Below are 25,259 nucleotides of genomic sequence, written 5' to 3' on the forward strand. Positions count from 1 at the left end.
GCGCTTTGTGTCTTCATCTTCCCGGGCCTACCATGCCGCCGGCGGGCCCCCCCCCGGGGGGGGGGGCCGCGGCGGCCGCCGCCCCCCCCCCCCCCGGGCCGGGGGCCCCCCCCGGGGGGGGGGGCGCCTGCGTACGTGCCGGGTCAGCCCAGCGGAGTGTCCAGGACCGCCTTGCGGTGGCTGAACGTCTCCACGGAGTACGGGCCGTGGTAGCTGCCCATGCCGCTCTCGCCGACCCCGCCGAACGGCAGGTCCGAGACGGTGAGATGGGCCAGCGGCAGGCCGATGCCGACCGCCCCCGACGACGTCTCGGCCAGCAGCCTCTCCCGTACGGCGTCGGAACCGGTGAACGCGTACAGCGCCAGCGGCTTGTCCCGGTCGTTGACGAAGCCGATCGCCTCGTCCAGCCCGTCCACCGTGACCAGCGGCAGGATCGGCCCGAAGATCTCCTCGCCCATCACCGGCGCGTCGGGGGCCACGTCGGCCAGCACGGTCGGCGCGATGTACTTCGTCGCCCGGTCGTGGGCCCCGCCGACCACCGTACGGCCGGAGTCCAGCAGCCCGGTCAGCCGGTCGAAGTGACGCTCGTTCACGATCCGCCCGTACTCCGGGTGGTCCGCCGGGTCCGCGCCGAACTGCTTCTCCACCGCACCCGCCAGCGCCTTTGCGAGGGCCGGTGCGGTCTCCGGGTCGGTCAGCACGTAGTCGGGGGCCACGCAGGTCTGCCCGGCGTTGAGGAACTTCCCCGCGACCAGCCGGGCGGCCACCGCGTCCAGGTCCGTGCCCCGGTCGACGAAGGCCGGGGACTTGCCGCCCAGCTCCAGGGTGACGGGCGTCAGATGTTTGGCGGCGGCGGCCATCACGATCCGGCCGACCGTGCCGTTGCCGGTGTAGAAGATGTGGTCGAAGCGCTGCTCCAGCAGGGCCGTCGTCTCCTCGACCGCCCCCTCGACGACCGCGACCGCCTCGGGGTCCAGATAGCGGGGGAGCAGCCGGGCCACGGCGGCGGAGGTCGCGGGCGCCAGCTCGCTGGGCTTGGCCACCACGCAGTTACCGGCCGCGAGCGCGCCGACGACCGGGGCGAGCAGCAGCTGCACCGGGTAGTTCCAGGGCGCGATGACCAGGACGACGCCGAGCGGATCCAGCACCGTACGGGCCTGGGCGCCGGTGGGAGCCAGATGCGGCGGTACGGGGGCGGGCTCGGGGCGCAGCCAGTCGGCCAGGTGCTCCAGCGTGTGGTCGATCTCCCGCACCGTGAAGTCGATCTCGGTGCGGTACGCCTCCTTGCGGCCCTTGCCGAGGTCGGCGCGGAGCGCGTCGGCGAGGTCGTCGCCGTGCTCGGTGAGGAGGGCGCGCAGCCGCTCCAGTTGGCCGGTGCGCCAGGCGAGGTCCTTGGTGCGGCCGGTACGGAAGGCGGCCCGGAGGCGGGCGACGACGTCGGCGGGGGTCTCGGACATGTGGGGGCTCCTCGGGAGGGTCACGCGTGCGGTGCCTGTTTCCGCGTTACCTCTTCGAGGATGGCCGACGCAGCCCCCGTCACGTGCCCACCGCGCCGGTCGGAAAGATCACCCCGGCCGGACGGAATACGCGGTCCCGGCGGACGGAATACCCGGTCCCGGTCGGGCGGAATACCCGGTCAGGAAGCGGGCGGGGTCTTGTCGTCGGGGTTCTTCCCGCCGTCCTGGCGGTCCGGCTCCTCCTCGGCCTCGGCGCTCTCGTCGTCCTTCTTGAGCGACTTGAGGAAGTCGGGGTTGTCGTCCGGGGCCACCCACTGCTGCCGCCTGCTCCGCTGCCACGAGGAGGGTCCACTCGTCCCGGCCCTGTTGTGGCGGTTCTTGCCGGCGACGAGCCAGACGACCGGGCCGACGATCCAGAACAGCAGGATGATGAAGACCCAGGCGATCTTCGGCAGGTGCTTGGTGTCCTCTTCGGAGGTGTTCAGGCAGTCGATGAACGCGTAGATCGTCAGAGCCAGCGGCACGATGAACATCAGGGCTCTCATGGTGCGTCCCCCAGGAAGTGGCGGCGGGCGGGATGATTGCCCCGTATCGCGGCCAGGGTACCGGCTCGTCATGAAGGATCCGGGGCCCTGGACGGGGGAGCCCCGGCGGGGCCGCGGGGCCGGGGATGACAAACTGGACCGCATGGCTTACGACGATCTTCGCTCCCTGCTCCGGGCTCTTGAGCGCGATGGTGATCTCAAGCGCGTCAAGGTCGAGGTCGACCCCCACCTGGAGGTCGGCGAGATCGTCGACCGGGTGAACAAGGCGGGCGGTCCGGCCCTGCTGTTCGAGAACGTCAAGGGGTCCTCGATGCCCCTGGCCATGAACGTCTTCGGCACCGACCGGCGGCTGCTCAAGGCCCTGGGCCTGAAGTCCTACAGCGACATCAGCGACAAGATCGGCGGGCTCCTCAAGCCGGAGCTGCCGCAGGGCTTCGTCGGCGTTCGGGAGGCCTTCGGGAAGCTCGGCTCGATGGTGCACGTGCCGCCGAAGAAGGTGAAGTCGAGCGACGCGCCCGTCCAGGAAGTGGTGCTGACCGGCGACGACGTCGACCTGGACCAGCTGCCCGCGCTGTTCACCTGGCCCGAGGACGGCGGCTCGTTCTTCAACCTGGGCCTCACCCACACCAAGCACCCCGAGAACGGTGTCCGGAACCTGGGCCTCTACCGGCTCCAGCGCCACGACAAGCGCACCATCGGCATGCACTGGCAGATCCACAAGGACAGCGCCAACCACTACCAGGTCGCGGCGAGGCGCGGTGAGCGGCTGCCCGTCGCCATCGCCTTCGGCTGCCCGCCCGCCGTCACGTACGCCTCCACCGCGCCGCTGCCCGGCGACATCGACGAGTACCTCTTCGCCGGGTTCGTCCAGGGCAAGCGGATCGAGATGGTCGACTGCAAGACCGTGCCGCTCCAGGTCCCCGCGCAGGCGGAGGTCGTCATCGAGGGCTGGCTGGAGCCGGGCGAGATGCTGCCCGAGGGCCCGTTCGGGGACCACACCGGCTTCTACACCCCGCAGGAACCGTTCCCCGCACTGACCATCGACTGCGTCACCATGCGGAAGCGGCCGCTGCTCCAGTCCATCGTGGTGGGCCGGCCGCCGACCGAGGACGGGCCGCTGGGCCGGGCCACGGAGCGGTTCTTCCTGCCGCTGCTGAAGATCATCGTGCCGGACATCGTGGACTACCACCTCCCCGAGGCGGGCGGCTTCCACAACTGCGCGATCGTCTCGATCGACAAGAAGTACCCGAAGCACGCCCAGAAGGTGATGAGCGCGATCTGGGGCGCGCACATGATGTCGCTGACCAAGCTGATCGTGGTCGTCGACTCCGACTGCGACGTCCACGATCTGCACGAGGTCGCCTGGCGGGCGCTCGGCAACACCGACTACGCCCGCGACCTCACGGTCGCCGAGGGCCCGGTCGACCACCTGGACCACGCTTCCTACCAGCAGTTCTGGGGCGGCAAGGCGGGCATCGACGCCACGAAGAAGCTGCCCACCGAGGGCTACACCCGGGACGGTGGCTGGCCGGAGATGGTCGTCTCGGACCCGGAGACGGCGGCGAAGGTCGACCGCCGCTGGAAGGAATACGGGCTGTGAGCAGTGCGGCAGAAGCGGCGTCCGTGCAGGGCCCCGCACCCTCCACCAGCAAGGTGAAGGCGTTCCTGCGGCTCGTGATGATCGAGCACTCGGTCTTCGCGCTGCCCTTCGCCTATATCGCCGCGCTGACCGCGATGTTCCAGCTGGACGGCACCATCCACTGGGGTGTCCTGCTGCTGGTCACGCTGGCGATGGTGGGGCTGCGGACGTTCGCGATGGCCGCCAACCGGATCATCGACCGGGAGATCGACGCCCGGAACCCGCGCACCGCGGGCCGTGAGCTGGTGACGGGCGCGGTGTCGGTGAAGTCGGCGTGGACCGGCGCGATCGTGGCGCTCGCGGTCTTCCTCGGCGCGGCGGCCCTGCTCAACCCGCTCTGCCTGGTGCTCGCGCCGCTGGCCGTGGTGCCGATGGTGGTCTACCCGTACGGCAAGCGGTTCACGAACTTCCCGCACGCCATCCTGGGCCTCGCGCAGGCCATCGGGCCGGTCGGCGCCTGGCTCGCGGTGACCGGCAGCTGGTCGTGGGACGCGGTGATCCTCGGGCTCGCGGTGGGCATCTGGATCGGCGGCTTCGACCTGATCTTCGCCTGCCAGGACGTCCAGGCCGACCGGGCCCACGGTGTGCTCTCCTTCCCGGCGCGCTTCGGGATCCCGGCGTCGCTGTGGGGCGCGCGGGTGTGCCACGCGATCACGACCGGGCTGCTGGTGTGGTTCGGGCTGGCGACGGACGCCGAGGTCTTCTACTGGATCGGCATGGCGATCGTCGCGGTGGCGTTCGTCTACGAGCACCGCGTCGTGCGGCCGCACGATCTGTCCCGGCTGAACCGGGCGTTCTTCTCGGTGAACGGCTTCATCGGCATCGCGCTGTTCGCCTGCGCGCTGCTGGACCTGCTGGTGCGGGGCCTGACCCCGTAACGCACCTCGGATGTCGAGGTGACGGACCTCGGATGTCGAGGACGCTTCAGACCGTGACCAGGGTGTCCGGCCCCCGGCGCGCGGACGGCCGGCGGAAGAGGAATGCCGCCGCCACGCCGCCGATCAGCCCGAACAGATGCCCCTGCCAGCTGACGCCCGTATTGGTCGGCAGGACGCCCCACAGCAGCGAGCCGTAGACCACGGCGACGCCGATGCCTATGAGGACGTCCCAGGGGCGGCGGTCCACGAAGCCGCGGACCAGCAGATAGCCCAGCAGCCCGAAGACCACGCCGGACGCGCCGAGCGTGATCGTGTTCTCCGGGGCGGTCAGCCAGACGCCGATCCCGCTGGCCAGGATGATCGTCAGGACGACGGCGGCGAACCGGCGGAGCCCCGCGAGGGCGGCTATGAAGCCGAGGACCAGCAGCGGGACGCTGTTGGAGGCCACATGCTCCCAGCCGCTGTGCAGGAACGCGGCGGGCACCACGTCCCGCAGCTCCGCCATCTCGCGCGGGCTGATGCCGTACGTGTCGAGCGCGTGGCCCGTGGCCACGTCGATCCCTTCGAGGACCCACAGCAGGGCCACCCAGCCCGCCATCAGGAGCCCTGCGGTCAGGGCCCGCGCGCTGCCGGTGGTGCCGTTGTCCGTGGTGCGGTCGGTGGTCCAGTAGTCGCCCATGGTCTGCCCCTGCCCCCGGGTTGCCCGTCACCCGGAGAACGTCTGCGGCGCCCGCCCGGTTCCGGGTGCCGGGCGCGAAGGCGTGCCGGATAGGCTCGCAGGTGTGGAATCCAGGACTTCAGTGACTCAGCAGCAGCGGCGGCCTTGGATTGTCGGGGTGTCCGGCGCTTCGGGTACCCCGTTCGCGGCCGCCGTTCTGCGCGGGCTCCTGGCGGCCGGGGAGAGCGTGGACCTGGTGGTGAGCCGGGCCTCGCGCCTCACGCTGCTGGACGAGACCGGCATCGCGTTCCGGGACGCGCACTGGCGGGAGGACCTGCGCTGTTGGCTGGATCGCGGTGCCGACGGGAAGCCGGACGCGTTCGCGGTGGGGGACGCGGAGCTGGAGCGCGTACGCCACTGGCCGGCCGGTGATCTGGCCGCAGGGCCGTCCTCCGGGTCGTACCCGGCGAAGGGGATGCTGATCGTGCCGGCCTCGACGGCCTGTGTGGCCGGAGTGGCGCTCGGTCTGTCGAAGGATCTGCTCCAGCGGGCCGCGAGCGTGACGCTCAAGGAGCGCCGCCCGCTCGTCGTCACGGTGCGCGAGACCCCGCTGAGCGGCCAGACGCTGAAGCAGATGGTGGCCCTGGACGAGGCGGGCGCGGTCGTGCTGCCCGCCTCTCCGGCGTTCTACGCGGGCGCGACGCACATCCAGGACCTGGTGGATTTCGTCGCGGGGCGGGTGCTGGACGCGGCGGACGTGCCGCACCGCTTGTACCGCCGCTGGGAAGGAGAGCTCGGTGGCTCCCGGCCCCCTCAGGACCGATAGGTCCCGGTCAGCGCTTCTTGTGCGCGCGGGGGGTGCGGGTCTTGTCGACGCGGTGCGCGGCGGCGGGCTGGTGGGCACGCGAGCGGTTGGCCAGGTCCTGCAGCTCGCGCATCCGGGCGTAGGCCATCTCGATCGTGTACACGGTGAAGTTCACTCCTGAAGATTCGAAAGCGTTTCTTGGATGTTCTAGAAGATTTGCAGGGAGTCGGCCCTGCATGCCTTAGATTCTACACGTAGACTCGCGGTACTGCTGAACAATGGAAGGTTTCAGTCATATGGACGCGGTGGACAGGCAGCTCATCCAGGCCCTCAGGGAGAACGGCAGGGCCTCGTATGCCGAGCTGGGGCGGCTCGTGGGGCTCTCCGGGCCCAGCGTCACCGACCGCATCAACCGGCTGGAAACCGCCGGTGTCATCACCGGCTACCGCGCCACCGTCGACTCCGCGTCGCTGGGGCTCGGCGTGACCGCGCTGATCGGCATCTCGCTCTCGGACGCCGCCGACCACGAGGACGTGGCGCACCGGCTGAAGGACCTCGCGGAGATCGAGGACGCCTGGTTCATCGCGGGCGACGACTCGTACATGCTCAAGGTCCGGGTCGGCGACGTGGACGGCCTGGAGAAGACGATCCGCCGCCTCAGCGGGACGAAGGGCGTCTCCCGGACGCGTACGACGATCGTGCTCTCCACCAAGTGGGAGAACCGGGTCGGGGAACTTCCCGAGGAGTCGTAGGCGCGGAGCGCCGTGGAGGGGGCACCTCCCGCCCGAAGGGTGGGGGAGTACGGTTGGCCGGAGTCTGATACACGGAGATATGGGAGGCGGCCTAGTGGACGCGGGACTCAAGCGCGAGCTGGAGGAGAAGGTCCGGGCCGGCGAGCGGCTGACCCGCGAGGACGGGATCGCGCTCTACGCGTCCGACGACCTGGCGTGGCTGGGCGGGCTCGCGCACGAGGTGCGCACGCGCAAGAACGGCGACGTGGTGCACTTCAACGTCAACCGGCACCTGAACATGACCAACGTGTGCACCGCCTCGTGCGCGTACTGCTCGTTCCAGCGGAAGCCGGGCGAGAAGGACGCGTACACGATGCGCATCGAGGAGGCCGTCCGCCTCGCCAAGGCGATGGAGGGCGAGAACCTCACCGAGCTGCACATCGTCAACGGCCTCCACCCGACGCTCCCGTGGCGCTACTACCCGCGCTCGCTCAGCGCGCTGAAGGAAGCCCTGCCGAACGTCGCGCTGAAGGCGTTCACGGCGACGGAGATCCACCACTTCGAGACGATCTCCGGGCTGAGCGCCTCCGAGATCCTCGACGAGCTGATCGAGGCCGGTCTCGAATCGCTGACCGGCGGCGGCGCGGAGATCTTCGACTGGGAGGTCCGCCAGCACATCGTCGACCACCGCACCCACTGGGAGGACTGGTCGCGCATCCACCGTCTCGCGCACGAGAAGGGGCTCAAGACCCCCGCGACGATGCTGTACGGGCACATCGAGGAGCACCGTCACCGCGTCGACCACGTGCTGCGGCTGCGGGAGATGCAGGACGAGACCGGCGGTTTCCAGGTCTTCATCCCGCTGCGCTACCAGCACGACTTCGTGGACATGAAGGACGGCAAGGTCCGCAACAAGCTCCAGGCGCGCACGACGATGGCGACCGGCGCGGAGGCCCTGAAGACCTTCGCGGTCTCCCGTCTCCTCTTCGACAACGTGCCGCACGTCAAGGTGTTCTGGGTGATGCACGGCGTGCAGACCGCCCAGCTCGCGCTGCAGCACGGCGCGGACGACATGGACGGCTCGGTCGTCGAGTACAAGATCACGCACGACGCGGACGACTTCGGCACGCCGAACAAGCTCGGCCGTGAGGACCTGCTGGACCTGATCCGCGACGCCGGTTTCCGGCCGGTCGAGCGGAACACCCGGTACGAGATCCTGCGCGAGTACCCGGGCCCGGAGGCGGACCGGCGCGAGTCGCCGCAGCCGATGCGGGTCTGAGACGCATCGCGTGACATGAGAAAGCCCCGGCCGCCGTCCCCGGCCGGGGCTTTCTCATGTTCCGGACAGGGTTGAGCCTTCTCGTGGGTAATGGTTAGTCTTCCAATATGGCCCTTACTTTTGAGCTGGATCCCTCGTTCACCCCTGCCCTCCGCGACGGCATCACCTCGCTGTGGGCCGATGTCACCAACGCGGGCGGGGCCGTCGGCTTCGTCGCGCCGGTCACCCCCGAGGAGATCCGGCCCGATCTGCTCAAGCACCTCGCCGCCATCGAGAAGGGCAAGGTCAGGCTGTTGGTCGGCCGGGACGAGGACGGCGCCGTCGCCGCCACCGCCTTCCTCACCCTCAACGACCACCGGCTGCTCCAGCACTGGCTCATGCTCTACACCGTGATGGTCCACCCCCGCCTCCAGGGCCAGGGGTGCGGCCGCGACCTCATGGCGGCCGCCGCCGACGCCGCGCGCTCCATCGAGGGCATCGAGGCGATCCGGCTCACCTGCCGGGGCGGCACCGGCAACGACCGCTTCTACGCCGCCTGCGGCTACAAGGAGGTCGGCCGCGTGCCGGACGCCATCCGGGTCGCGCCCGGCGACGACCGCGACGACATCATCATGCTGCTCCCGCTGGGGGGCGCCCCGGGCCCGGCAACCCCCTGAACCGAGAGAATTCGGGCCATGCTTCACTGGACGGGCAGAAGCATGCCGACCGTCCATGGGAAGAGAGAGGGCCAGCCGTGTCCGCTGCCAAGCCGAGCGCGATGATCCGTTACACGGCGTTGCGCCTGCTGATCTTCGTCGGCTGTTTCTTCGTCGCCGGCGTCGCCGTCCACTTCGGGCTGGTCCCCTCCGGACTCGGCGGCTCGAACATGATCTGGGTGATCCTCCTCGGCCTCGTGCTCTCCGCCCCGCTCAGCTATGTGCTGCTGCGCAAGCAGCGCGACGAGATGTCCGAGCAGATCGTCGCCGGCGTCGACCGCACCAAGGCCCGCCTGGACGCCAACCGCACCCGCGAGGACGCGGTTCAGTAAGGTTCCTCACAAAGGTTCCTCACACGCGCGCGCCGCGCGACCCCTCCTTCCGCCGGACCCCGTACCGGAGCCAACCGCTCCCGTACGGGGTCCTCGGCGTTTTCCGGACACGTGCGCGGCGGGGCGCGCCGCACCCGAGCCGGGCGCATCACCCCCGAGCCAAAGAAAGACTTTGAGCTTCTCAAAGTTCAAGTGTTAACGTGTTCGACATGAAGACAGCTGTGCGCCTCCGTCATGCCGCGAGCATCCCGCTCGTGGCGCGCCTGCATGTCGATCTCTGCCGCTGTATGTCCGCGGTCTGTTGCCGCGAGGTCTGATACGGCATCATGCAGCGGCGCCGCCCCTGACGCGGGCGCCGCGACCCCGTCCCCGTTCCACCGCGCGATCGTACGGATGCCTCCGTGCGTCCCGATGCGTCCTCCATGGAGTGTGTCCGTGTCCGCGAACTCCGCGTCCGCCACCCCCGAGGCCGAGCAGCCCACAGGCTCCGGCTCCGGTTCCCGTCCCCGTATAGCCAGGTTCCCCTTCTGGGCCCAGATCGTCGTCGGTCTCGCCCTCGGTGTGCTGCTCGGCTGGCTGGCCCGCAGCCAGGACCTCGGCTGGCTCGTCACCACCCTCGACGAGATCGGCTCGCTCTTCGTCCAGCTGCTGAAGCTGGCCGTCGCCCCGCTGGTCTTCTTCGCGATCCTCGTGTCGATCACCAACCTGCGCCAGGTCAACAACGCCGCCCGGCTGGCGACCCGCACCCTGCTCTGGTTCATGATCACCTCGCTGATCGCGGTCGCCATCGGCCTCGCGATCGGCCTGATCACCAACCCCGGCTCCGGCACCGGCCTCACGCCGAAGGACGGCGAGCTCTCCGAGACCAAGGGCAGCTGGATCGACTTCCTGACCGGCATCGTCCCGGACAACGTGATCACGCCGTTCACCGAGCTGAACGTGCTCCAGATCGTGTTCATGGCCGCCGTCGCCGGTATCGCCGCGCTCAAGCTCGGCGAGAAGGCGAAGCCGATCCTCACCCTCAGCCAGTCGATCCTGGAGCTGCTCCAGAAGGCTCTGTGGTGGGTCATCCGCCTCGCCCCGATCGGCACCGTCGGCCTCATCGGCTACGCCATCGCCGACTACGGCTGGGACCTCATCGGCAAGTACGCGACGTTCACCGCCGACGTCTACATCGGCTGCGCCCTGGTGATGTTCGGCGTCTACCCGCTGCTCCTGGCCACCGTCGCCAAGGTCAGCCCGCTCCAGTTCTTCAAGGGCGCCTGGCCCGCGATCCAGCTTGCCTTCGTCTCCCGCTCCTCGGTCGGCACCATGCCGGTCACCCAGCGGGTCACCGAGCGCCTCGGCGTTCCGAAGGAGTACGCCTCCTTCGCCGTCCCGTTCGGCGCGACCACCAAGATGGACGGCTGCGCCGCGATCTACCCGGCGCTGGCGGCGATCTTCATCGCGCAGATCTTCGACGTGCAGCTGGGCATCGGCGACTACCTCCTGATCGCCTTCGTCTCGGTGATCGGCTCGGCGGCCACCGCCGGTCTCACCGGCGCGACGGTCATGCTGACCCTCACCCTGTCCACGCTGGGCCTCCCGCTGGAGGGCGTCGGCCTGCTGATGGCGATCGACCCGATCCTCGACATGATGCGCACCGCCACCAACGTGGCCGGCCAGGCGCTGGTCCCGGTGATCGTCTCGGCCCGCGAGAAGATCCTCGACCACGACGCGTACAACTCGGCCTCGGCCTCCCCGATCGAGTCCTTCGGCGACGACGCCGACCGGGACGAGGTCCGCGACGCGGAGCCCAAGACCGCGGTACCGGTCACCGCGTAACGCCCGCCAGACACGACAGCGCCCCCGGTCCACCACGTATCCGTACGTGGACGGCCCGGGGGCGCTGTCGTGCTCCGCGTCAGGGGCGCTGGAAGAGCACCTCGGGGTGGGCGGGCGTCGGGCCCTCCAGCAGCCGGGCCGGCCGGCCGCGCAGGCTGCGGTCGAAGAACGCGGTCACATAGGCGCGAGTGATCGTCGTCGAACGGGCTGCGGAGAGCGGCGCGTCCGGGTCCACGATGCCGAGCTGCTCCCCGATCGCCGGGGTGTCGGTGAACGTGAAGTGCCCGGAATCCCGAACGGTCAGCCACCGCTTGAAGCCGTCCAGCCGGTCCCAGCCCTCGTCCCAGGACGTGTCACCCGCACCGGGGGCGTGCCCGGGGTCGGTCCCCAGCATCAGGAACGGCCGCCGGTCCAGCCCCCGGGCGGGGACCGGGTCGAAGAACGTGCCGTCCAGGTTGACGCCCGCGTCCACCCGGCGGTCGACGGCCATCGTGGAGGCGGCCGCAGCGCCCCCGATGGAGTGCCCCGCCATGCCCACGCGGTGCGCGTCGATCGACCCGGCGTGCCGCCACGCCGGGCGCGGCCCGGTCAGCCGGTCCAGCAGGAACGAGAAGTCGGCGGCCCGCCCGGTCGAGACGGCGGCCAGGACCTCGCGCCGCGCCGCGTCGTCGGGCTGCGCGTCCACCTCGTCGCAGGCGGCACAGGTGAGGACCCGCCCGTCGGGCAGCTCCGTACCGGTCGACTCGTACGGATGGTCCGCGGTCGCCACGACGTAACCCCGGCTCGCCAGCTCCTCCGCGAGCCCGGTCAGCGTGGCCCGGGGCGTGCCGAAGCCCGGGGAGAGCAGGACCAGCGGGAAGCGCCCCGGGGCAGGCCGGGCGTCGTTACGGGAGTGGGTCCGGGTGGCGGCGACCAGACCGGGCCACTCCGGGTCGTCGAGCCCGCGCTGCGCGAGCATCAGCCGCGCCTCCTCCTGAGGCATGTACGGGGCCGTCGCACCGCCGCTGCCCGGCCGGGCCGGGTAGTGCAGCGACACCAGCAACTGGCGCGCCCCGGCGGCCGGCACCCAGGGGTCGGTCCGCCCGTGGTCGGTGAGGAACAGGGTGTCGCGGCCGGTGGCGTACGGGCCGGTGGGGCGGGGGAGCGCCAGCTCGGCGGAGGACGCGGACGACGCGGAGGACGCGGAGGACGCGGAGGGCGCGGCGGACGCGGAGGGCGCGGTGAGGTCGCCGGGGGCCGCGCCTAAGGCGGCGGCGGCCGGCGTCGGTGCGGGACCGGACGCGGAGGCGGGCGCGGCCGTGCCGGCCAGGGCGGCCAGTGCGGTCAGGGCGAGCGCGGCGGCGGTCGAGGCGGTCCCGGCGGCCCCGGCCGGTCGGTTGCGGGAGAAGATCGTCATGCCCGCAAAGCTAGGCGGGCGGCCGGGCGAGCACATCGGACGCCGGGTGGAGCCGGTGTCGGACCACGGGAGGACCCCGCCGCTGTGCCGCTCGCAACAGGCCATGCCTCCGGCCGGTGATCGCTCCCTGCGACGCCGGACCGCCCACCGCCGTACTCTGGGCGGGGAGCAGGGCAGTGGGGGCGGGGAGGAAGCCGGACGTGGGTGCAGTGAAGAGCAAGCGGATGCCGCGCGCCGTGCGCGAGCAGCAGATGATGGACGCGGCGGTGCGGACGTTCGGGCAGCGCGGCTACCGGGCCGCCTCGATGGACGAGATCGCGGAGCTGGCGGGCGTCTCGAAGCCGCTGGTCTACCTGTACCTGAACTCCAAGGAAGAGCTGTTCTCCGCCTGCATCCGCCGCGAGGCGCAGGCCCTGCTGGAGGCGGTCCGGGCCGGGGCGGAGCCGGGGCTGCCCGCCGACGGCCAACTCTGGGCGGGGCTGCGGGCGTTCTTCACCCACACCGCCGAGAACCCGGACGGCTGGTCGGTCCTGCACCGCCAGGCGCGTTCGCACGGTGAGCCGTTCGTCAGCGAGGTCGGCTCGATGCGGGACGAGATCGTCGCGTTCGTGACGGGCCTGATCGGAGCCGCCGCCCGCGAGGCCCACAGCGACCCCGCACTGGCGGACCGGGACGTGGCGGGCCTCGCGCAGGCGTTGGTGGGGGCGGCGGAGTCGCTGGCCGGCTGGGCCAACGACACCCCGGGCGTCTCGGCGAAGGAGGCCGCGGCGACCCTGATGAACTTCGCCTGGGCGGGCCTGGAGAACCTGATGCACGCCCGGCCGTGGACGCCTCCGGCGGCGTAGAGGGCAACCCCGTCAAGGGTGGGTAGCAACTCAACTTCATCAGCGGCCGGTTGAGTAGGCGTACTCAAGAAGGCGCCTGTCGGTGCGGCTGAGACTGGGGGCCCGAACCGACCTCCTAGGAGCAGGCGATGGCCGCCACGACCCCGAACCCCGCCCCGTCGCTGGACATGAGGCTGTCGTCGAGCCGCCGGCTGCCGGCCGTCCTGGCCGTCGCGGTGACCGCGGCGCTCGTCGTGTCGAGGTTCGGCGCCGCCGACCCGACCACCTGGCTGCTGGAGACGGTGTGGGTGATGGCGGGCCTGCCGCTGGTGATCCTCCTCCGCAACCGCTTCCCGCTGAGCGGCCTGCTCTGCGGGCTGCTGGCGGCGCACGCCCTGGTCCTCATCGTGGGCGGTCACTACACGTACGCCGAGGTGCCCGCCGGAGACTGGGTGCGCGACTGGCTCGGCTGGGAGCGCAACCCCTACGACCGCTTCGGCCACCTCATGCAGGGCTTCGTCCCGGCGATTCTGGTACGCGAACTGCTCGTCCGTACCTCCCCGCTGCGCGGCAGCCGCTCGCTCCCCGTCCTCACCGTCTGCGCCTGCCTGGCCTTCAGTGCCGTCTTCGAGATGCTGGAATGGCTGGCGGCCGTCACCGGCGGCGAGGCCGCGGACGCGTTCCTGGGGACGCAGGGGGACGTGTGGGACACCCAGTGGGACATGTTCTGCGCCTTGATCGGCGCCACCTGCGCCCTGCTGCTCCTGAGCCGCGTCCACGACCGTGCCCTCGGCCGCCTCGGCCTGGAGCGGTCCGCCCGCCGCTGAATCCCGGCCTACCTCGTCACCGACCCCACCAGGTGAACGCGCCCCTTCGCCCCGCGGAGCGCGAAGGAGCCCCCGGTGGGGTCGGCGGCGTACGTCACGGTGGCGGGCAGCAGGACAGGTGCCTTGAACTCGGCTCGTACGGAGCAGACTTCGGCCTGGTCCGGGACCTCGGCCAGGCAGCGGGCGACCGTCCACATGCCGTGCGCGATGGCCCGGGGGAAGCCGAACAGCCGGGCGGACAGCGGGTGGAGGTGGATCGGGTTGCGGTCCCCGGAGACCGCCCCGTATCGCCGGCCCAGATCGCCGGGCAGCGTCCACTCGGCGCGTGCGGGCAGGTCCTCGGGGGTGACCGGGGCGGCGGCCGGCGCGGGAGGCGGTGAAGCCGTCTGACCGGTTGCCGTGGCTTCCTGCCGATGCCGGGACAGATAGCCGCTGCGGGACTCCCAGACCAACTCGCCGCCCACCCGCGCCTCGGTCGCCATCGTGACCTCGGCACCGCGTCGGTGCGGGGTCAATTCCTGCGCGTACACGCACAGTTCGAGGGGCTCGCCCGGGAGTGCGCTCCGGTGCGGGGTGATCTCGATCCAGGTGTGGACGAGCCCGAGCACCGGCAGCGGGAAGGCGCGCCCGGTCATCAGCCGCATGGTGAGCGGGAAGGCCAGGACGTGCGGGTACGTGAGCGGCAGCGGGCCGGACTCCGGGAACCCGCAGATCCGGGCGTACGCCGCGAGGGGCCCGGGCGCGACGGGCGAGCCCGGGCGGCTGAGGCGCTCCTGGGGCAGGGCGGCGGCCACCCGCCCGGCGCGCTTGAACGGTGAGGAGAGGGCCCCGCGCACGAGCGAGGCGCTGAGTGAGGTCATCGGTCTCACGCCCCCAGCAGGCTCTGGCCGCAGACGCGCAGCACCTGGCCGTTGACGGCGGCGGAGCCGGGCTGCGCGAACCAGGCGACGGCCTCGGCCACATCGACCGGAAGCCCGCCCTGGGAAAGGGAGTTCATGCGGCGGCCAGCCTCGCGGATGAAGAGCGGCACGGCGGCGGTCATCTTCGTCTCGATGAACCCGGGGGCCACCGCGTTGACCGTGACGTCGTGTTCGGCGGCGGCGCGCGGGCCGAGCGAGCGGACGAGGCCGATGACACCGGCCTTGCTGGCCGCGTAGTTGGTCTGGCCGTTGTTGCCCGCGATGCCCGCGATGGAGGCGGTGGCGACGACCCGGCCGCCCCGGTTGAGGGTGCCCGAGGTGAGGAGTTCGTCGGTGGTGCGGAGCACGCTGTCGAGGTTGACGTCGATGACCTGGGCCCAGCGTTCGGCCGGCATGTTGGCGAGGCGGCGGTCGCGGGTGATGCCCGCGTTGTGGACGAGGACGTCGAGCCCGTCCGGTGCGGCGGCGGTGATGCGGGCGGCGGCGTCGGGTGCGGTGATGTCCAGCGGCAGCGCGGTGGCCCCGAGCCGGTCGGCGGTGCGCACCAGGTCGTCCTGGGCCTGGGGGACGTCCAGCACGATGACGTGCGCCCCGTCGCGGGCCAGCACCGAGGCGACGGACGCGCCGATGCCCCGCGCCGCGCCGGTGACCAGGGCGGTGCGGCCGGCGAGCGGGGCGGCCTGGTCGGCCACGGGGTCCGGGGCGGCGGTGGTCAGCTCGATCACCTGGCCGCTGACGTAGGCGGACCGGGGGGAGAGGAGGAAGCGGAGGGTGGACTCGGCGGCCTCCGGCGCGGCCCCGTCCGGGATCCGCACGAGCTGGACGGTGGAGCCGCGCCCGATCTCCTTGCCCAGCGACCGGACGAAACCCTCCAACGCCTGCTGCGCAGCGGCCTGATGGTGGTCCTCGGAGGACGGGGGCCTGCCGATGACGACGATCCGGCCACCGGGAGCCTGCGACCGTACGACAGGATGCAGGGCCGCGTGCACCTCGGCGAGACCCCGGGCGGAGGTGACCCCGGTGGCGTCCAGGACGATTCCGGCGGGCCGGGTGGACTGCTGCTCGACCGTGAGCCCGGTCGCGGCCAGCACCTTGGCCAGCCCGCCCGTGATCGCCGACTCCCCGGCGGTCAGATGCAGCAGCGGTCCGTCCAGGCGCGGGGTCTCCAGGGTCCACCGGCGCAGCGGGGCGGGCTGCGGCAGGCCGAGCCGGCGGGTGAGGAAGCGGCCGGGTGCTGTGCCGGTGAGGTGCAGATAGCGATCGGCCATTGTCCTGACTCCCTGCTCGGTCGTAGATTTACTCTTGAGTAAGGTTACTGAAGAGTCAGGAGCTGGTCGAGATGCACAATCCCGGACCGACCGAGACGAGATGGTCGGCGTGACGAACCAGGACCCGTTCGTGCCGCTCTCCCCGCCCCGGCCGCGCCGCGTGGCGGTCATCGGCGGCAGCCGCACCCCGTTCGCCCGCTCCGACGGCCCGTACGCGACCGCCTCCAACCAGGACCTGCTGACGGCCGCGCTGAACGGCCTGGTGGAGCGGTACGGGCTGGCCGGCGACCGGGTCGGTTCCTTCGTCGCCGGGGCCGTCCTCAAGCACAGCCGCGACTTCAACCTGGCGAGGGAGACCGTCCTCGGCTCCTCCCTCGACCCTCGTACCCCCGCGTACGACATCCAGCAGGCGTGCGGCACCGGCCTCCAGGCGGTCATCGCCGCCGCGAACCAGATCGCGCTCGGGGCCGTCGACTCGGCGATCGCGGGCGGCTCCGACACCACCAGCGACGCCCCGCTCGGCGTCAACGACGACCTGCGCCGCATCCTGCTCGCCGCCCGCCGCGCGAAGACGACGGGCGCCCGCCTCAAGGCCCTGGCGGCCGTACGCCCCCGCCACCTCGTCCCGGACATCCCGCGCAACGCCGAACCCCGCACCGGCCTGTCGATGGGCGACCACGCCGCCGTCACCGCCCGCCGCTGGGCGGTCACCCGCGAGGACCAGGACCAGCTGGCCGCGACGAGCCACCAGCGCCTGGCCGCCGCGTACGAACGGGGCTTCCTGGACGACCTGGTGGTCCCGTACCGGGGCCTGGACCGCGACCAGAACCTGCGCCCGGACTCGACAGCCGAGAAACTGGCGCGGCTGAAGCCGGTGTTCGGCGTCTCCGACTCCGACCCGACCATGACAGCGGGCAACTCGACGCCGCTGACGGACGGGGCGGCGACGGTCCTGCTGGCGAGCGAGGAGTGGGCGCGGGAGCGGGACCTGGAGCCGTTGGCGTATCTCTCCCTGTACGAGACGGGCGCGGTCGACTACGTGGACGGCGACGACGGCCTCCTGATGGCCCCGGCGTACGCGGTGCCGCGCCTGCTGGAGCGGGCCGGGCTCGGCATCGAGGACTTCGACCTGTACGAGATCCACGAGGCGTTCGCCTCCCAGGTGCTGGCCACCCTCGCCGCCTGGGAGAAGCAGGGCCTGGCCCCAGTGGACCGAACCCGCCTGAACGTGGCCGGGTCCTCCCTGGCCACGGGCCACCCCTTCGCGGCGACGGGCGCCCGGATCGTGGCGACGCTGGCGAAGCTGCTGGCGGAACGGGAGGGCCCGGGCCGGGGGCTGATCTCGATCTGCGCGGCGGGCGGGCAGGGGGTGACGGCGATCCTGGAACGCCCCTGACCTGACTGCCTCTTCCGCCCTTCCCTGCTCTTTCCCTGCCGGACGGACGACCCGGCGAACCGACCCGCCCGACCCCCCGAACCGAGGAGCCGCACGTGTCAACGCCATCTTCCGCCCCCGCGTCCACCACGCCCCCTGGGCCCGTCCTGATCGAGCCGACGAAGAAGCGCGGACCGGACGGCCGGGTCCAGGAGGTCTCCGTACCGAAGTTCGCGCCGACCGTGGAGCGCGGCTCGCTGGCCGAGATCCCGTTCGACAACGCCCGGGAGGCCCCGGGGGAGTTGGTCCTCAGCCGTAAGGACGCCGAAGGTGTCTGGCAGGACGTGAGCGCGGCCGACTTCGCCGCCGAGGTGCTGGCGGTGGCGAAGGGCCTGATGGCGGAGGGGCTGGGGGCGGGGGACCGGGTCGCGATCATGGCCCGGACGACGTACGAGTGGACGCTGCTGGACTTCGCGGCCTGGGCGGCGGGCCTGGTGACGGTCCCGATCTACCCGACCTCGTCCGCGTTCCAGGCTCGCTGGATCCTCCAGAACTCGGGCGCGGTGGCGTGCGCGGTGGAGTCGAAGGAGCAGGGCCGCCTGATCAGCCAGGAGCGCAAGCAGCTCGGCGACCTGGCGCACCTGTGGCAGTTCGACACGGGGGCGATCGGCCACCTGAAGTCCCTCGGCAAGGACATCCCGGACGCGGCGGTGGCGGCCCGCCGGGCCACGCTGGAGCCGCACAGCCCGGCGACCCTCATCTACACCTCGGGCACGACGGGCCGCCCGAAGGGCTGTGTCCTGACCCACGGCAACTTCTTCGCCGAGGTCGACAACGCGATCGAGCTGCTGCACCCGGTCTTCAAGTCGGTGTCGAAGGAACCGGCTTCGACGCTTCTCTTCCTCCCGCTCTCCCACGTGTTCGGCCGGATGGTGGCGATCGGCTGCATGCGGGCGAGGGTCCGCCTGGGCCACGCGCCGTCGATCCAGACCGAGGACCTGCTGGCGGACCTGGCCGGCTTCCGCCCGACCTTCCTCCTGGCCATCCCGTACGTCCTGGAGAAGGTCTACAACACGGGCCGGGCGACGGCGGAGAAGATGGGCCGCGCCTCGTCGTTCGACCGCGCGGCGAAGATCGCCCAGCGCTACGGCAAGGCGGTGGAGGCCGCCGAACACGGTACGGGCCCGGGTCCGGGCTTCGGTCTGCGCGCGGCCCGCGCCCTGTACGACCCGCTGGTGTACCGCCGCATCCGGGCGGCGCTGGGCGGCAAGGTCCGGTACGTGATCTGCGGCGGCTCCCCGCTGGGCCGCCGGCTCGCCGCGTTCTACGAGGGCGCGGGCATCGGCATCTTCGAGGGCTACGGACTCACCGAGACCACGGCCGCCCACACGGTGACCCCGCCGCTCAAACCCCGTCTGGGAACGGTGGGTTGGCCACTGCCGGGGACCTCGGTGCGCATCGCGGAGGACGGCGAGGTGCTGCTGCGGGGCGGCCAGGTGTTCCGGGGCTACTGGGACGAGGAGCGGGCGGAGGTGACCCCGGCACTGCTGGCGGACGACTGGTTCCCGACGGGCGACCTGGGGGCGCTGGACGAGGACGGCTACCTGACGATCACGGGCCGCAAGAAGGACATCATCATCACGTCGGGCGGCAAGAACGTCACCCCGGCCCCGCTGGAGGACTGGCTGCGCGCCCACCCCCTGGTCAGCCAGTGCATGGTGGTCGGCGACAACCGCTCGTACGTCACGGCCCTGATCACCCTGGAACCGGACGGCCTCCAGCACTGGCGCCAGATGACGAAGAAGCAGGACATCCCGATGCGCGACCTGGTCCACGACGAGGACCTGCGCACGTCGCTCCAGAAGGCGGTGGACGAGGCGAACCGCCTGGTCTCGCGCGCGGAGTCGATCCGCAAGTTCACGGTGCTGCCGGTGGACTTCACGGAGGAGAACGGCCACTTGACGCCGTCGCTGAAGCTGAAACGGGAGGCGATCGCGCGGGACTTCGCGGGGGAGATCGAGGGGTTGTACGGAAAGTGACGCGCAGGCGGGACCGGTCGAGTCGGTGGATCAGGCGGCGAGCGGTGCCAGCCGGTCCTGACCCGTAACACCTGCTGGACGGGCCGGTTCAGCGGCTGACGTCGATCGTCAAAGCCGTCCTTGCTCGGAAACGACAGCGTAAACTCTGGGATTGTCCGACGAGCAGTCAGAGTGGATGTCAGGCAGCGTGACGCCCTCTGCAAGAAGCATGCGTAGGGGGCGGAATGGACATCTTGGTCGAGATCGAGGGCGGTCAGGGCGACGAACTTCGGGTGCTGGAGCGTGCGCTTCGAGAAGATCCAGACCTCTACCGGGCGCGAGTCTCCCGCTCGGCCGGGGAGGTGGAACCGGGTGCTCTCGGCGCAGAGGCCGTTATCCAGTTCATTGGCGAGAACGTGTTGCTCCCGGCTCTGCTTACGGCGATCTACGACCACCTCACCGCACGTCGTCGGACACGTTCGGGCATGGATCTGAAGGCCACCGTCGCCAGGACCGATCTGCCGGACGGTACCCGGCGCGTCGAACTGACCCTTGAGGGCCCCGCAAGTGAGGTGGTGGAGGCGGCCCGTAAGGAGTTGGAGTGAATCCCGATGTCGAGAGGGCCGACCCGGCGCTTTCCGCTGCTCTCCTGATCGGATGCGAGAGCTATCCGCGCTCGGATCTGCCCATGATTCCGGCTGTCCAGAACAACCTCGACGGCATGGAGGCGGCGTTCAAGGATCCTGAACTGTGGGGTCTGCGCCGCCTGCGCCTATCGGTCCAGCGTGACCTGGAGTACGTCGACTTCCTGGACGCCGTGGCCGACTCGGCACGGTTGAGCGATCCGGACGGTCTGTTCGTGCTGTACTTCTTCGGGCACGCGGAGAAACACGACGGCGTGCTCTACCTCGCTCCCAGCGACGCCGACCGGAAGCGGCCTCAGGACTCCATGGTGTCTGTGGCCGACGTGTTCCGAAGCGTGGATGAAGCGAGAGGCGCTCGACGTAAGCTTCTGATACTTGATTGCTGTTTCGCGGCTCAGGCAGTTCGTGCTGTGCCTGGGGAGGCCACGCCTGCTCTTCAGTCAGCGGGGTGGTACGTCATGGCTGCGACAGCCGCCAACACCACTGCGCTGGCCCGTCCGGACCGGACCAACAGCCTGTTCACCGGGGCGCTGCTGGAGGCGTTCAAGGGCACCGCCGACGCCGCACGCAGCCTCTCCCCACGTTGGGTGTTCGAGCGAGTGAGCGCGCTGGTTCCCGAGCCGGCCGGAGACGCCGCGGCACGTCTGGTGCCGCACAGCAACACCGCTGACTGGGCAGACGGCGCATGGCTACGCAACCGTCTATTCAAGGAACCGGAGCGGACTGCTACCCCCTATCCGGAGTATCTGTCGACCCCCGCTGTCCCCCTGGCCCGACCGTACGGCTTCCGCTCCTGGCCGTCGCCGGAGCCGCTGTACGTCGGGCGGACCGAGGAACTGCGGCGGGCAAGAGAGCGACTGCGGCAGCGCGTCGTCCTGCCGATTCGTGGTCCTCGGTATGCGGGCAAGGCCGCCTTCGTCCGAGAGCTGCTGTCCTCGCAGGACGTCCTCGATGCCGGTCCGGCAGAACGCCCCTGGCTTCTGTTCGAGATCACCGTCACCAACGCCAGCGCGGAAAGACCTGTTCTGGAGGCGATGGCCTCTGCGCTGGAGATCAGGCTGCAGGAGGTGAGCCAGGAAGCGGACGCCCACCACGACCCGCGACGGGACGTGGTGATGGAGCGGCTGAAGGATTACACACGTGGGCACACGTTGCTGCTGGTCATCGACTGCGGCCGGCTGGGCTACGACTCTGAAAAGATATCTGCGGAGCTGGACGACCTTCTGCAAGATCCCTATTTCCGGGATACCGCGAGTCTCCTTATCTCCCCGGTACGCCTCATGGTGGACGGATCCGAGCAGTTAGAACCTCAACCGGAAGTCCAGCTAGTGGAACTGGCGGAGAGTGAAGCTGCCTCCCTGCTCACCGGTCTCCTGGCCCAGGAAAAAGTCCTGGTGGACGGCGCATCGGTACTCGCGGAGGTCCGAGATCGCCGACTGCGTCTGCCGGGAATCCTGAGCATCAGCACCAAGGGCTTTCTCAGCGAGGCTCAACGTGCCCTGGCCGCGCCGGAGCCCTCGGCGGTAGTGGCTGCCCTCCTGGAAGGGTCGGCCCCCAGCGTCGCCAAATCACTGGACGAGATGGAGTGCCGCCTCGTTGCGGACACAACGGACCCGTGCCGTGGGCCGACAGCGGTCCAAGCTCTGGCCACCCTGACCGTGTGGGCCCTGACGGACGACCTCGCCCTTCCCTCCTCTCTCCTGGAGGATCCCGCTCTGGGTATCACCAGGCGAAAGCTGCGGCTGCTGGAGGACTGTCGAGTGCTCTCCCACACGATCGACGGAACCCTGGAGATCGGGCAGGTGAGCAAGCAGGCGCTGCGGTCGCTGCTGTTGGCCGCCCTGAGCCGAGGCGATGAGCTGGACGATCCGCTGGTCCCTCGTCCACTCGACCGTGAACTGCGGAAGTTGTTCGATCCCCGTATGGGTCCTCAGGACATCGACGGAGCATTGGCCGTGGCCGCCTCCGCGCTGTGTGTCGTCGGCCTCGGTACGCATCAGGACGGTGAAGAGTCCGCTGAACGGTCGTTTCTGCGTGGATTACGTTGGGCTGCGGGTTGGATCGAGGGCGAGGGCGGAAAGCGGCTGCCAAGGCTCTACCAGGTTCTCGAGGACGTCATCCTCGCACCGGCAGGTGACAACCCGTATCTGCCAATTACGCGCGTTGCCTCAGAGGTAGTGGTTCAACATCCTGAGGAAGTTGCCGGCGATCAGGTGACGGCGCGGTACCGCCTCTACCCCGTGGTTGCGACCTTGACACTAAAGGCTCGTGCAGTCGGCTCTTTCGAGGAGATCGGTGCCGAGTTCATGGCTGCTGCTGAAGAGCTCTCGGAAGCACTGGCCGCATGCGATCCCGAACAGGTCCCGCCTTCCCTATTGCGTTCCGTAGACGCCTCGTTGGCGTTGACCGGTCGGCGGCTGGGCCTGACGGTCCGCTTGCTCCACATTCGCCGCTCTGCGACAACGGTACTGATCTCTGGAGCACGACGTCGCGGTCCTGGACAACCCAGCCGGGTCACTCTGGCGATTTCCTGGCTGCTCAATACCGCCGATGCACATCTCGACATAGGCGAGACAGAAGAGGCCCGCGAACTGGTCGACACCTGTGGAGCGCTGATAGACGACTATCTTCAGCATGACGGCTCCACTCGCAGTTTGCACACGCGGCTCCAGCTGAAGAACCGTATAGCTCGGGTGCGCAGCCGCTGTCTGCAGAATGCGGCCGACCGTAGGCTTGAGTTGCGTTCGGTCGTGGAGAATGCGGTGACAGCGCTGGAGTTGGCCCACGACCAGAATGCCCCGCTGTCACTCTGGACGCGGCGCCTGTTTGAAGCAGGTCAGGCGTTGATGCAGGAGAGCTCCACAGATGAGGATTTGCTGGATGCGCTCGTCCTGGTCAAAAGCGCGCTAGAGCACTGCTACGGCACGTCCGATGGCTGGTCCCCTGAAATAAGCATGTCCACCGCCCGCTTCGTGCGAAAGTGCTACGCACGGTGCAGCGATCCAGGTCTCAAGTATCAGGGTGCACAGGAGGCGACACAGATGCTGACCGCTCTCCTGGCCACCACCCACAAGAATGCCCCCGCAGACATCGCTCCTGGTTTTGACCCGGAAGCCGGGCCGACCCCCGTCCAGCTCGCACAACCGGACCTCTCTCAGCTCTTGGTTGCTCTGGCGCGTGCCCACCGATTTCTGGCGCACGCTCTCAGGGAGAATCAGCGGTTCGGAGAGGCTCGATCGCGTTTGTCCAAGGCGGAGGAGTTCGCCCGCGAGGCAGTCACAATCGATCCCTGTACGACCACCTACAGCGCCCTGTTGCACTTGGTGCTGGACCAGAACCGGACGACTCCTCGTACGGGTAAAGCAGGTGAGGAGAGCGAGGCTCGTCGACGCGACTGTGTCAGAGCTGTTCGCAGGTGGCTGGTCCAGGAGGGTTCCAGCAGTCGCGAACACGCCCTTCTGGACCTGGTTTGTATGCAATCGGACTGGGCGGTGGAAGGAAGTCTGCACGCCGCCTCCCAGCTGCCCGGTGAAGATTTTTCCCGCTTGATCGCCGAGGAGCAGCGAGAGCGCATTACGTGGCACTATCATGCGCGCTCGCACAAATTGCGGGCACACCGGCACCGCTTCGGAAATTCGGTCGAGTGTTGCATTCTGGCAGCCCAACTCGAGCGTGAATACCGCCGGTGGTCCGGTATTCTTGACCATGCGATCGCCCGCAAGCGCGCGAGACTCGGGGTCGGTCCTGGTCCGGCGACTAAACGGCCTCAGGTGGACAACGGGCCAGTTTTGGCGCTTTTCCGCAGCGCCGAGAAGCAGTGGCCCGGAGACACGCGGCTGCAAGAGGCCATGGCGGATTTCAGCCGCTATATCTGGAACGATGCCAACGCCGTGGCGGCCTACGACCGGGTCGCCCAAGCAGCGCGCAACGGGGAGACGTGGTCGCGTGCGAAGCTCGCCTCCGCCGAAGCGCTGCTCGCTCAAGTCCAGCACGCTCCGCCCTCTGATGCAGCGGAAAGGAGGAACCTCTTGGAAAGGGCGCAAGGGCACCTGGAGGCAATTGACGGACACAGTCAGTTCGCTGATCGGCTGGCGGTGCTCCGAGAACGGGTGCGCCAACAGCTCGGACAAGAGGTCGATTGGGAGCATATCGATAGCGCCTTCGAAACCATCGTCGGCGGGGACTACGCTGGTACGGTGGGTCGCTACCTGGACCGCAGGCGCCATGGTGAAGTCCCGCGCCCCGTTGGTATGGGCGAGCAGATACGCCTGACGCCAAGGCGAGGGGACCGCACTCACCAGCAAGACGAGTTGCTGGCGCAGTTCGCCAAATATGGGGTGTCCGGGCGGGACGGAAGATTTCGTGCCGGGGAACGGAACATCGAAGAATCTGATGGAAGTTCGGCGGCGTCCGGTCAAGGTGACGTTGCACCTCGGGTTGTTCCGGGGAACGTTGCGGAACTCTTGCTGACTGACTTCACCAGCGTTGAGCTACTGCAGGGGATGGGGCAGCTCTATATGTCCCGAGCGCAGAGCCTCATGGAGGTCCTTACCAAGGCTGAAAGCTTGGAGGGAGACTGCCTCCTTGAAGCCTCGACTGACCTTCCCGGTGAATCGCAGACTTCACTGGAGACGTGGGAGGACGCTGTTCTGTTTGCCTGGCGTGCCTACGACTGCTTCGACGCCTGTCGAGTCCTTCAAGAAGCTATAAGAAATGAATCCAGTGTCATGAAATTCTTGCGAGGCAGGGCGATAACCTTGGCTGCCAGATGTGCTCACAGCCCAGAACCTTTTCCTTGGTCCGGCAAAGGAGACAGGAGCCTGCTCGAGGAAGGTAATCGCTTGCTCTTGGCGGCTCGCAGGGTCAGCGTGGGCCGCTTCTACAAGGTGTGCGCTGGAGAGCTCTTTCAGAATAACAGGCTGCTGGAAGAACTGGGTCTTCGGGCGCCGCGTAGGTGAGTTCCTCTGGCCCGGAGCGGTGGAGGTACTTCGAGAGTCGTCAACCTGTTCGCGCCACCGAAGTTGCGGCACTCTGGTGCCCGTTCAACTCGCGTAGATTCCCAGGCGCTTCGCGCCAAGGCATCACGCACCCAAGGCACTTCGTACTCGCACCCCGCGCTCCACCGCCCGGTTGCCGACCCGAAG

General features: G+C 69.7%; 21 protein-coding genes. 14 read left to right on the forward strand and 7 right to left on the reverse strand.

Annotation, left to right across the window (positions count from 1 at the left end; translation table 11 throughout):
- Window positions 1-143 precede the first annotated feature (143 nt).
- Window positions 144-1,457 (reverse strand): aldehyde dehydrogenase family protein, encoded by a 1,314-nt coding sequence (locus tag JS521_RS01300; RefSeq protein WP_205080846.1) that lies wholly within the window; start codon window positions 1,455-1,457, stop codon window positions 144-146.
- 179 nt (window positions 1,458-1,636) lie between these two features.
- Window positions 1,637-1,990 carry a PLD nuclease N-terminal domain-containing protein gene (locus JS521_RS01305; RefSeq protein WP_205080901.1) on the reverse strand — a complete coding sequence of 118 codons (354 nt, stop codon included), beginning with the start codon at window positions 1,988-1,990 and terminating at the stop codon, window positions 1,637-1,639.
- A 154-nt stretch (window positions 1,991-2,144) separates the two neighbouring features.
- Between JS521_RS01305 and JS521_RS01310 the strand changes: the two genes are divergently transcribed.
- Both JS521_RS01310 and mqnP read left to right on the forward strand, forming a co-directional pair.
- Window positions 2,145-3,602, forward strand: coding sequence for a menaquinone biosynthesis decarboxylase (locus tag JS521_RS01310; RefSeq protein WP_205080847.1), 1,458 nt, complete (start codon window positions 2,145-2,147; stop codon window positions 3,600-3,602).
- Window positions 3,599-4,519 (forward strand): menaquinone biosynthesis prenyltransferase MqnP, encoded by a 921-nt coding sequence (mqnP, locus tag JS521_RS01315; protein ID WP_205080848.1) that lies wholly within the window; start codon window positions 3,599-3,601, stop codon window positions 4,517-4,519. Before JS521_RS01310 ends, mqnP begins: the two co-directional genes overlap by 4 nt.
- 46 nt (window positions 4,520-4,565) lie before the next feature.
- On the opposite strand, the gene JS521_RS01320 is transcribed toward mqnP, so the two are convergent.
- Window positions 4,566-5,198 carry a rhomboid family intramembrane serine protease gene (locus tag JS521_RS01320; RefSeq protein ID WP_205080849.1) on the reverse strand — a complete coding sequence of 211 codons (633 nt, stop codon included), beginning with the start codon at window positions 5,196-5,198 and terminating at the stop codon, window positions 4,566-4,568.
- Between the two features lie 121 nt (window positions 5,199-5,319).
- Here JS521_RS01320 and JS521_RS01325 point away from each other — a divergent pair, with 121 nt between their 5' ends.
- Complete coding sequence (locus tag JS521_RS01325; protein WP_205080850.1) at window positions 5,320-6,003, forward strand: UbiX family flavin prenyltransferase; 684 nt, start codon at window positions 5,320-5,322, stop codon at window positions 6,001-6,003.
- A gap of 7 nt (window positions 6,004-6,010) precedes the next feature.
- Here the strand turns inward: JS521_RS01325 and JS521_RS01330 are convergent, their stop codons facing one another.
- Window positions 6,011-6,157, reverse strand: a complete 147-nt coding sequence (locus JS521_RS01330; protein ID WP_007460445.1) for a hypothetical protein — start codon at window positions 6,155-6,157, stop codon at window positions 6,011-6,013.
- A 121-nt stretch (window positions 6,158-6,278) separates the two neighbouring features.
- On the opposite strand from JS521_RS01330, the gene JS521_RS01335 reads away from it, so the two are divergent.
- The 5 genes from JS521_RS01335 to JS521_RS01355 all read left to right on the forward strand — a co-directional run bounded on the left by JS521_RS01335 (window position 6,279) and on the right by JS521_RS01355 (window position 10,843).
- Window positions 6,279-6,734 (forward strand): Lrp/AsnC family transcriptional regulator, encoded by a 456-nt coding sequence (locus JS521_RS01335; protein ID WP_205080851.1) that lies wholly within the window; start codon window positions 6,279-6,281, stop codon window positions 6,732-6,734.
- Window positions 6,735-6,828: 94 nt separating this feature from the next.
- Entirely contained in the window at window positions 6,829-7,992 is a 1,164-nt protein-coding gene (mqnE, locus tag JS521_RS01340) for an aminofutalosine synthase MqnE (protein ID WP_047180753.1), read from the forward strand.
- A 107-nt stretch (window positions 7,993-8,099) separates the two neighbouring features.
- Window positions 8,100-8,648: a GNAT family N-acetyltransferase gene (locus tag JS521_RS01345; protein WP_205080852.1), complete on the forward strand. Its 549-nt coding sequence runs from the start codon at window positions 8,100-8,102 to the stop codon at window positions 8,646-8,648.
- Between the two features lie 77 nt (window positions 8,649-8,725).
- The gene (locus tag JS521_RS01350; RefSeq protein ID WP_307847729.1) at window positions 8,726-9,019 is read left to right on the forward strand and encodes a DUF4229 domain-containing protein; all 294 of its coding nucleotides are present in this window, start codon (window positions 8,726-8,728) and stop codon (window positions 9,017-9,019) included.
- A gap of 435 nt (window positions 9,020-9,454) precedes the next feature.
- Window positions 9,455-10,843 carry a dicarboxylate/amino acid:cation symporter gene (locus JS521_RS01355; RefSeq protein ID WP_205080853.1) on the forward strand — a complete coding sequence of 463 codons (1,389 nt, stop codon included), beginning with the start codon at window positions 9,455-9,457 and terminating at the stop codon, window positions 10,841-10,843.
- Between the two features lie 79 nt (window positions 10,844-10,922).
- On the opposite strand, the gene JS521_RS01360 is transcribed toward JS521_RS01355, so the two are convergent.
- Window positions 10,923-12,239, reverse strand: coding sequence for an alpha/beta hydrolase family protein (locus JS521_RS01360; RefSeq protein ID WP_205080854.1), 1,317 nt, complete (start codon window positions 12,237-12,239; stop codon window positions 10,923-10,925).
- Window positions 12,240-12,439: 200 nt separating this feature from the next.
- On the opposite strand from JS521_RS01360, the gene JS521_RS01365 reads away from it, so the two are divergent.
- Both JS521_RS01365 and JS521_RS01370 read left to right on the forward strand, forming a co-directional pair.
- A complete protein-coding gene (locus JS521_RS01365) occupies window positions 12,440-13,084 on the forward strand; it encodes a TetR/AcrR family transcriptional regulator (protein ID WP_205080855.1) in 645 nt (214 codons plus the stop codon).
- 128 nt (window positions 13,085-13,212) lie between these two features.
- Complete coding sequence (locus tag JS521_RS01370; protein ID WP_205080856.1) at window positions 13,213-13,890, forward strand: DUF2238 domain-containing protein; 678 nt, start codon at window positions 13,213-13,215, stop codon at window positions 13,888-13,890.
- 8 nt (window positions 13,891-13,898) lie between these two features.
- Here JS521_RS01370 and JS521_RS01375 read toward each other — a convergent pair whose 3' ends face one another.
- Both JS521_RS01375 and JS521_RS01380 read right to left on the reverse strand, forming a co-directional pair.
- Window positions 13,899-14,750: a MaoC family dehydratase gene (locus tag JS521_RS01375; protein ID WP_205080857.1), complete on the reverse strand. Its 852-nt coding sequence runs from the start codon at window positions 14,748-14,750 to the stop codon at window positions 13,899-13,901.
- 5 nt (window positions 14,751-14,755) lie between these two features.
- Window positions 14,756-16,078 carry a 3-oxoacyl-ACP reductase gene (locus JS521_RS01380; RefSeq protein WP_205080858.1) on the reverse strand — a complete coding sequence of 441 codons (1,323 nt, stop codon included), beginning with the start codon at window positions 16,076-16,078 and terminating at the stop codon, window positions 14,756-14,758.
- A gap of 100 nt (window positions 16,079-16,178) precedes the next feature.
- On the opposite strand from JS521_RS01380, the gene JS521_RS01385 reads away from it, so the two are divergent.
- The 4 genes from JS521_RS01385 (at window position 16,179) to JS521_RS01400 (ending at window position 25,073) form a co-directional block, all read left to right on the forward strand.
- Window positions 16,179-17,474, forward strand: coding sequence for an acetyl-CoA C-acetyltransferase (locus JS521_RS01385; RefSeq protein WP_205080859.1), 1,296 nt, complete (start codon window positions 16,179-16,181; stop codon window positions 17,472-17,474).
- Window positions 17,475-17,569: 95 nt separating this feature from the next.
- Window positions 17,570-19,492 (forward strand): AMP-dependent synthetase/ligase, encoded by a 1,923-nt coding sequence (locus JS521_RS01390; RefSeq protein WP_205080860.1) that lies wholly within the window; start codon window positions 17,570-17,572, stop codon window positions 19,490-19,492.
- A gap of 224 nt (window positions 19,493-19,716) precedes the next feature.
- Window positions 19,717-20,076, forward strand: coding sequence for an effector-associated constant component EACC1 (locus JS521_RS01395; RefSeq protein ID WP_205080861.1), 360 nt, complete (start codon window positions 19,717-19,719; stop codon window positions 20,074-20,076).
- Entirely contained in the window at window positions 20,073-25,073 is a 5,001-nt protein-coding gene (locus JS521_RS01400; RefSeq protein WP_205080862.1) for a caspase family protein, read from the forward strand. Before JS521_RS01395 ends, JS521_RS01400 begins: the two co-directional genes overlap by 4 nt.
- Window positions 25,074-25,259: the final 186 nt, after the last annotated feature.

Origin of the sequence: Streptomyces durocortorensis, assembly GCF_016901035.1 — a bacterium.
GTDB classification, from domain to species: Bacteria; Actinomycetota; Actinomycetes; order Streptomycetales; family Streptomycetaceae; genus Streptomyces; species Streptomyces durocortorensis.

What these genes read in the sequence shown, in the direction of transcription:
- JS521_RS01300 (WP_205080846.1), bottom strand. Translation starts at nt 1,457, where the DNA reads ATGTCCGAGACCCCCGCCGACGTCGTCGCCCGCCTCCGGGCCGCCTTC.
- JS521_RS01305 (WP_205080901.1), bottom strand. Translation starts at nt 1,990, where the DNA reads ATGTTCATCGTGCCGCTGGCTCTGACGATCTACGCGTTCATCGACTGC.
- JS521_RS01310 (WP_205080847.1), top strand. Translation starts at nt 2,145, where the DNA reads ATGGCTTACGACGATCTTCGCTCCCTGCTCCGGGCTCTTGAGCGCGAT.
- JS521_RS01320 (WP_205080849.1), bottom strand. Translation starts at nt 5,198, where the DNA reads ATGGGCGACTACTGGACCACCGACCGCACCACGGACAACGGCACCACC.
- JS521_RS01335 (WP_205080851.1), top strand. Translation starts at nt 6,279, where the DNA reads ATGGACGCGGTGGACAGGCAGCTCATCCAGGCCCTCAGGGAGAACGGC.
- JS521_RS01345 (WP_205080852.1), top strand. Translation starts at nt 8,100, where the DNA reads ATGGCCCTTACTTTTGAGCTGGATCCCTCGTTCACCCCTGCCCTCCGC.
- JS521_RS01360 (WP_205080854.1), bottom strand. Translation starts at nt 12,239, where the DNA reads ATGACGATCTTCTCCCGCAACCGACCGGCCGGGGCCGCCGGGACCGCC.
- JS521_RS01370 (WP_205080856.1), top strand. Translation starts at nt 13,213, where the DNA reads ATGGCCGCCACGACCCCGAACCCCGCCCCGTCGCTGGACATGAGGCTG.
- JS521_RS01375 (WP_205080857.1), bottom strand. Translation starts at nt 14,750, where the DNA reads ATGACCTCACTCAGCGCCTCGCTCGTGCGCGGGGCCCTCTCCTCACCG.
- JS521_RS01380 (WP_205080858.1), bottom strand. Translation starts at nt 16,078, where the DNA reads ATGGCCGATCGCTATCTGCACCTCACCGGCACAGCACCCGGCCGCTTC.
- JS521_RS01385 (WP_205080859.1), top strand. Translation starts at nt 16,179, where the DNA reads ATGGTCGGCGTGACGAACCAGGACCCGTTCGTGCCGCTCTCCCCGCCC.
- JS521_RS01395 (WP_205080861.1), top strand. Translation starts at nt 19,717, where the DNA reads ATGGACATCTTGGTCGAGATCGAGGGCGGTCAGGGCGACGAACTTCGG.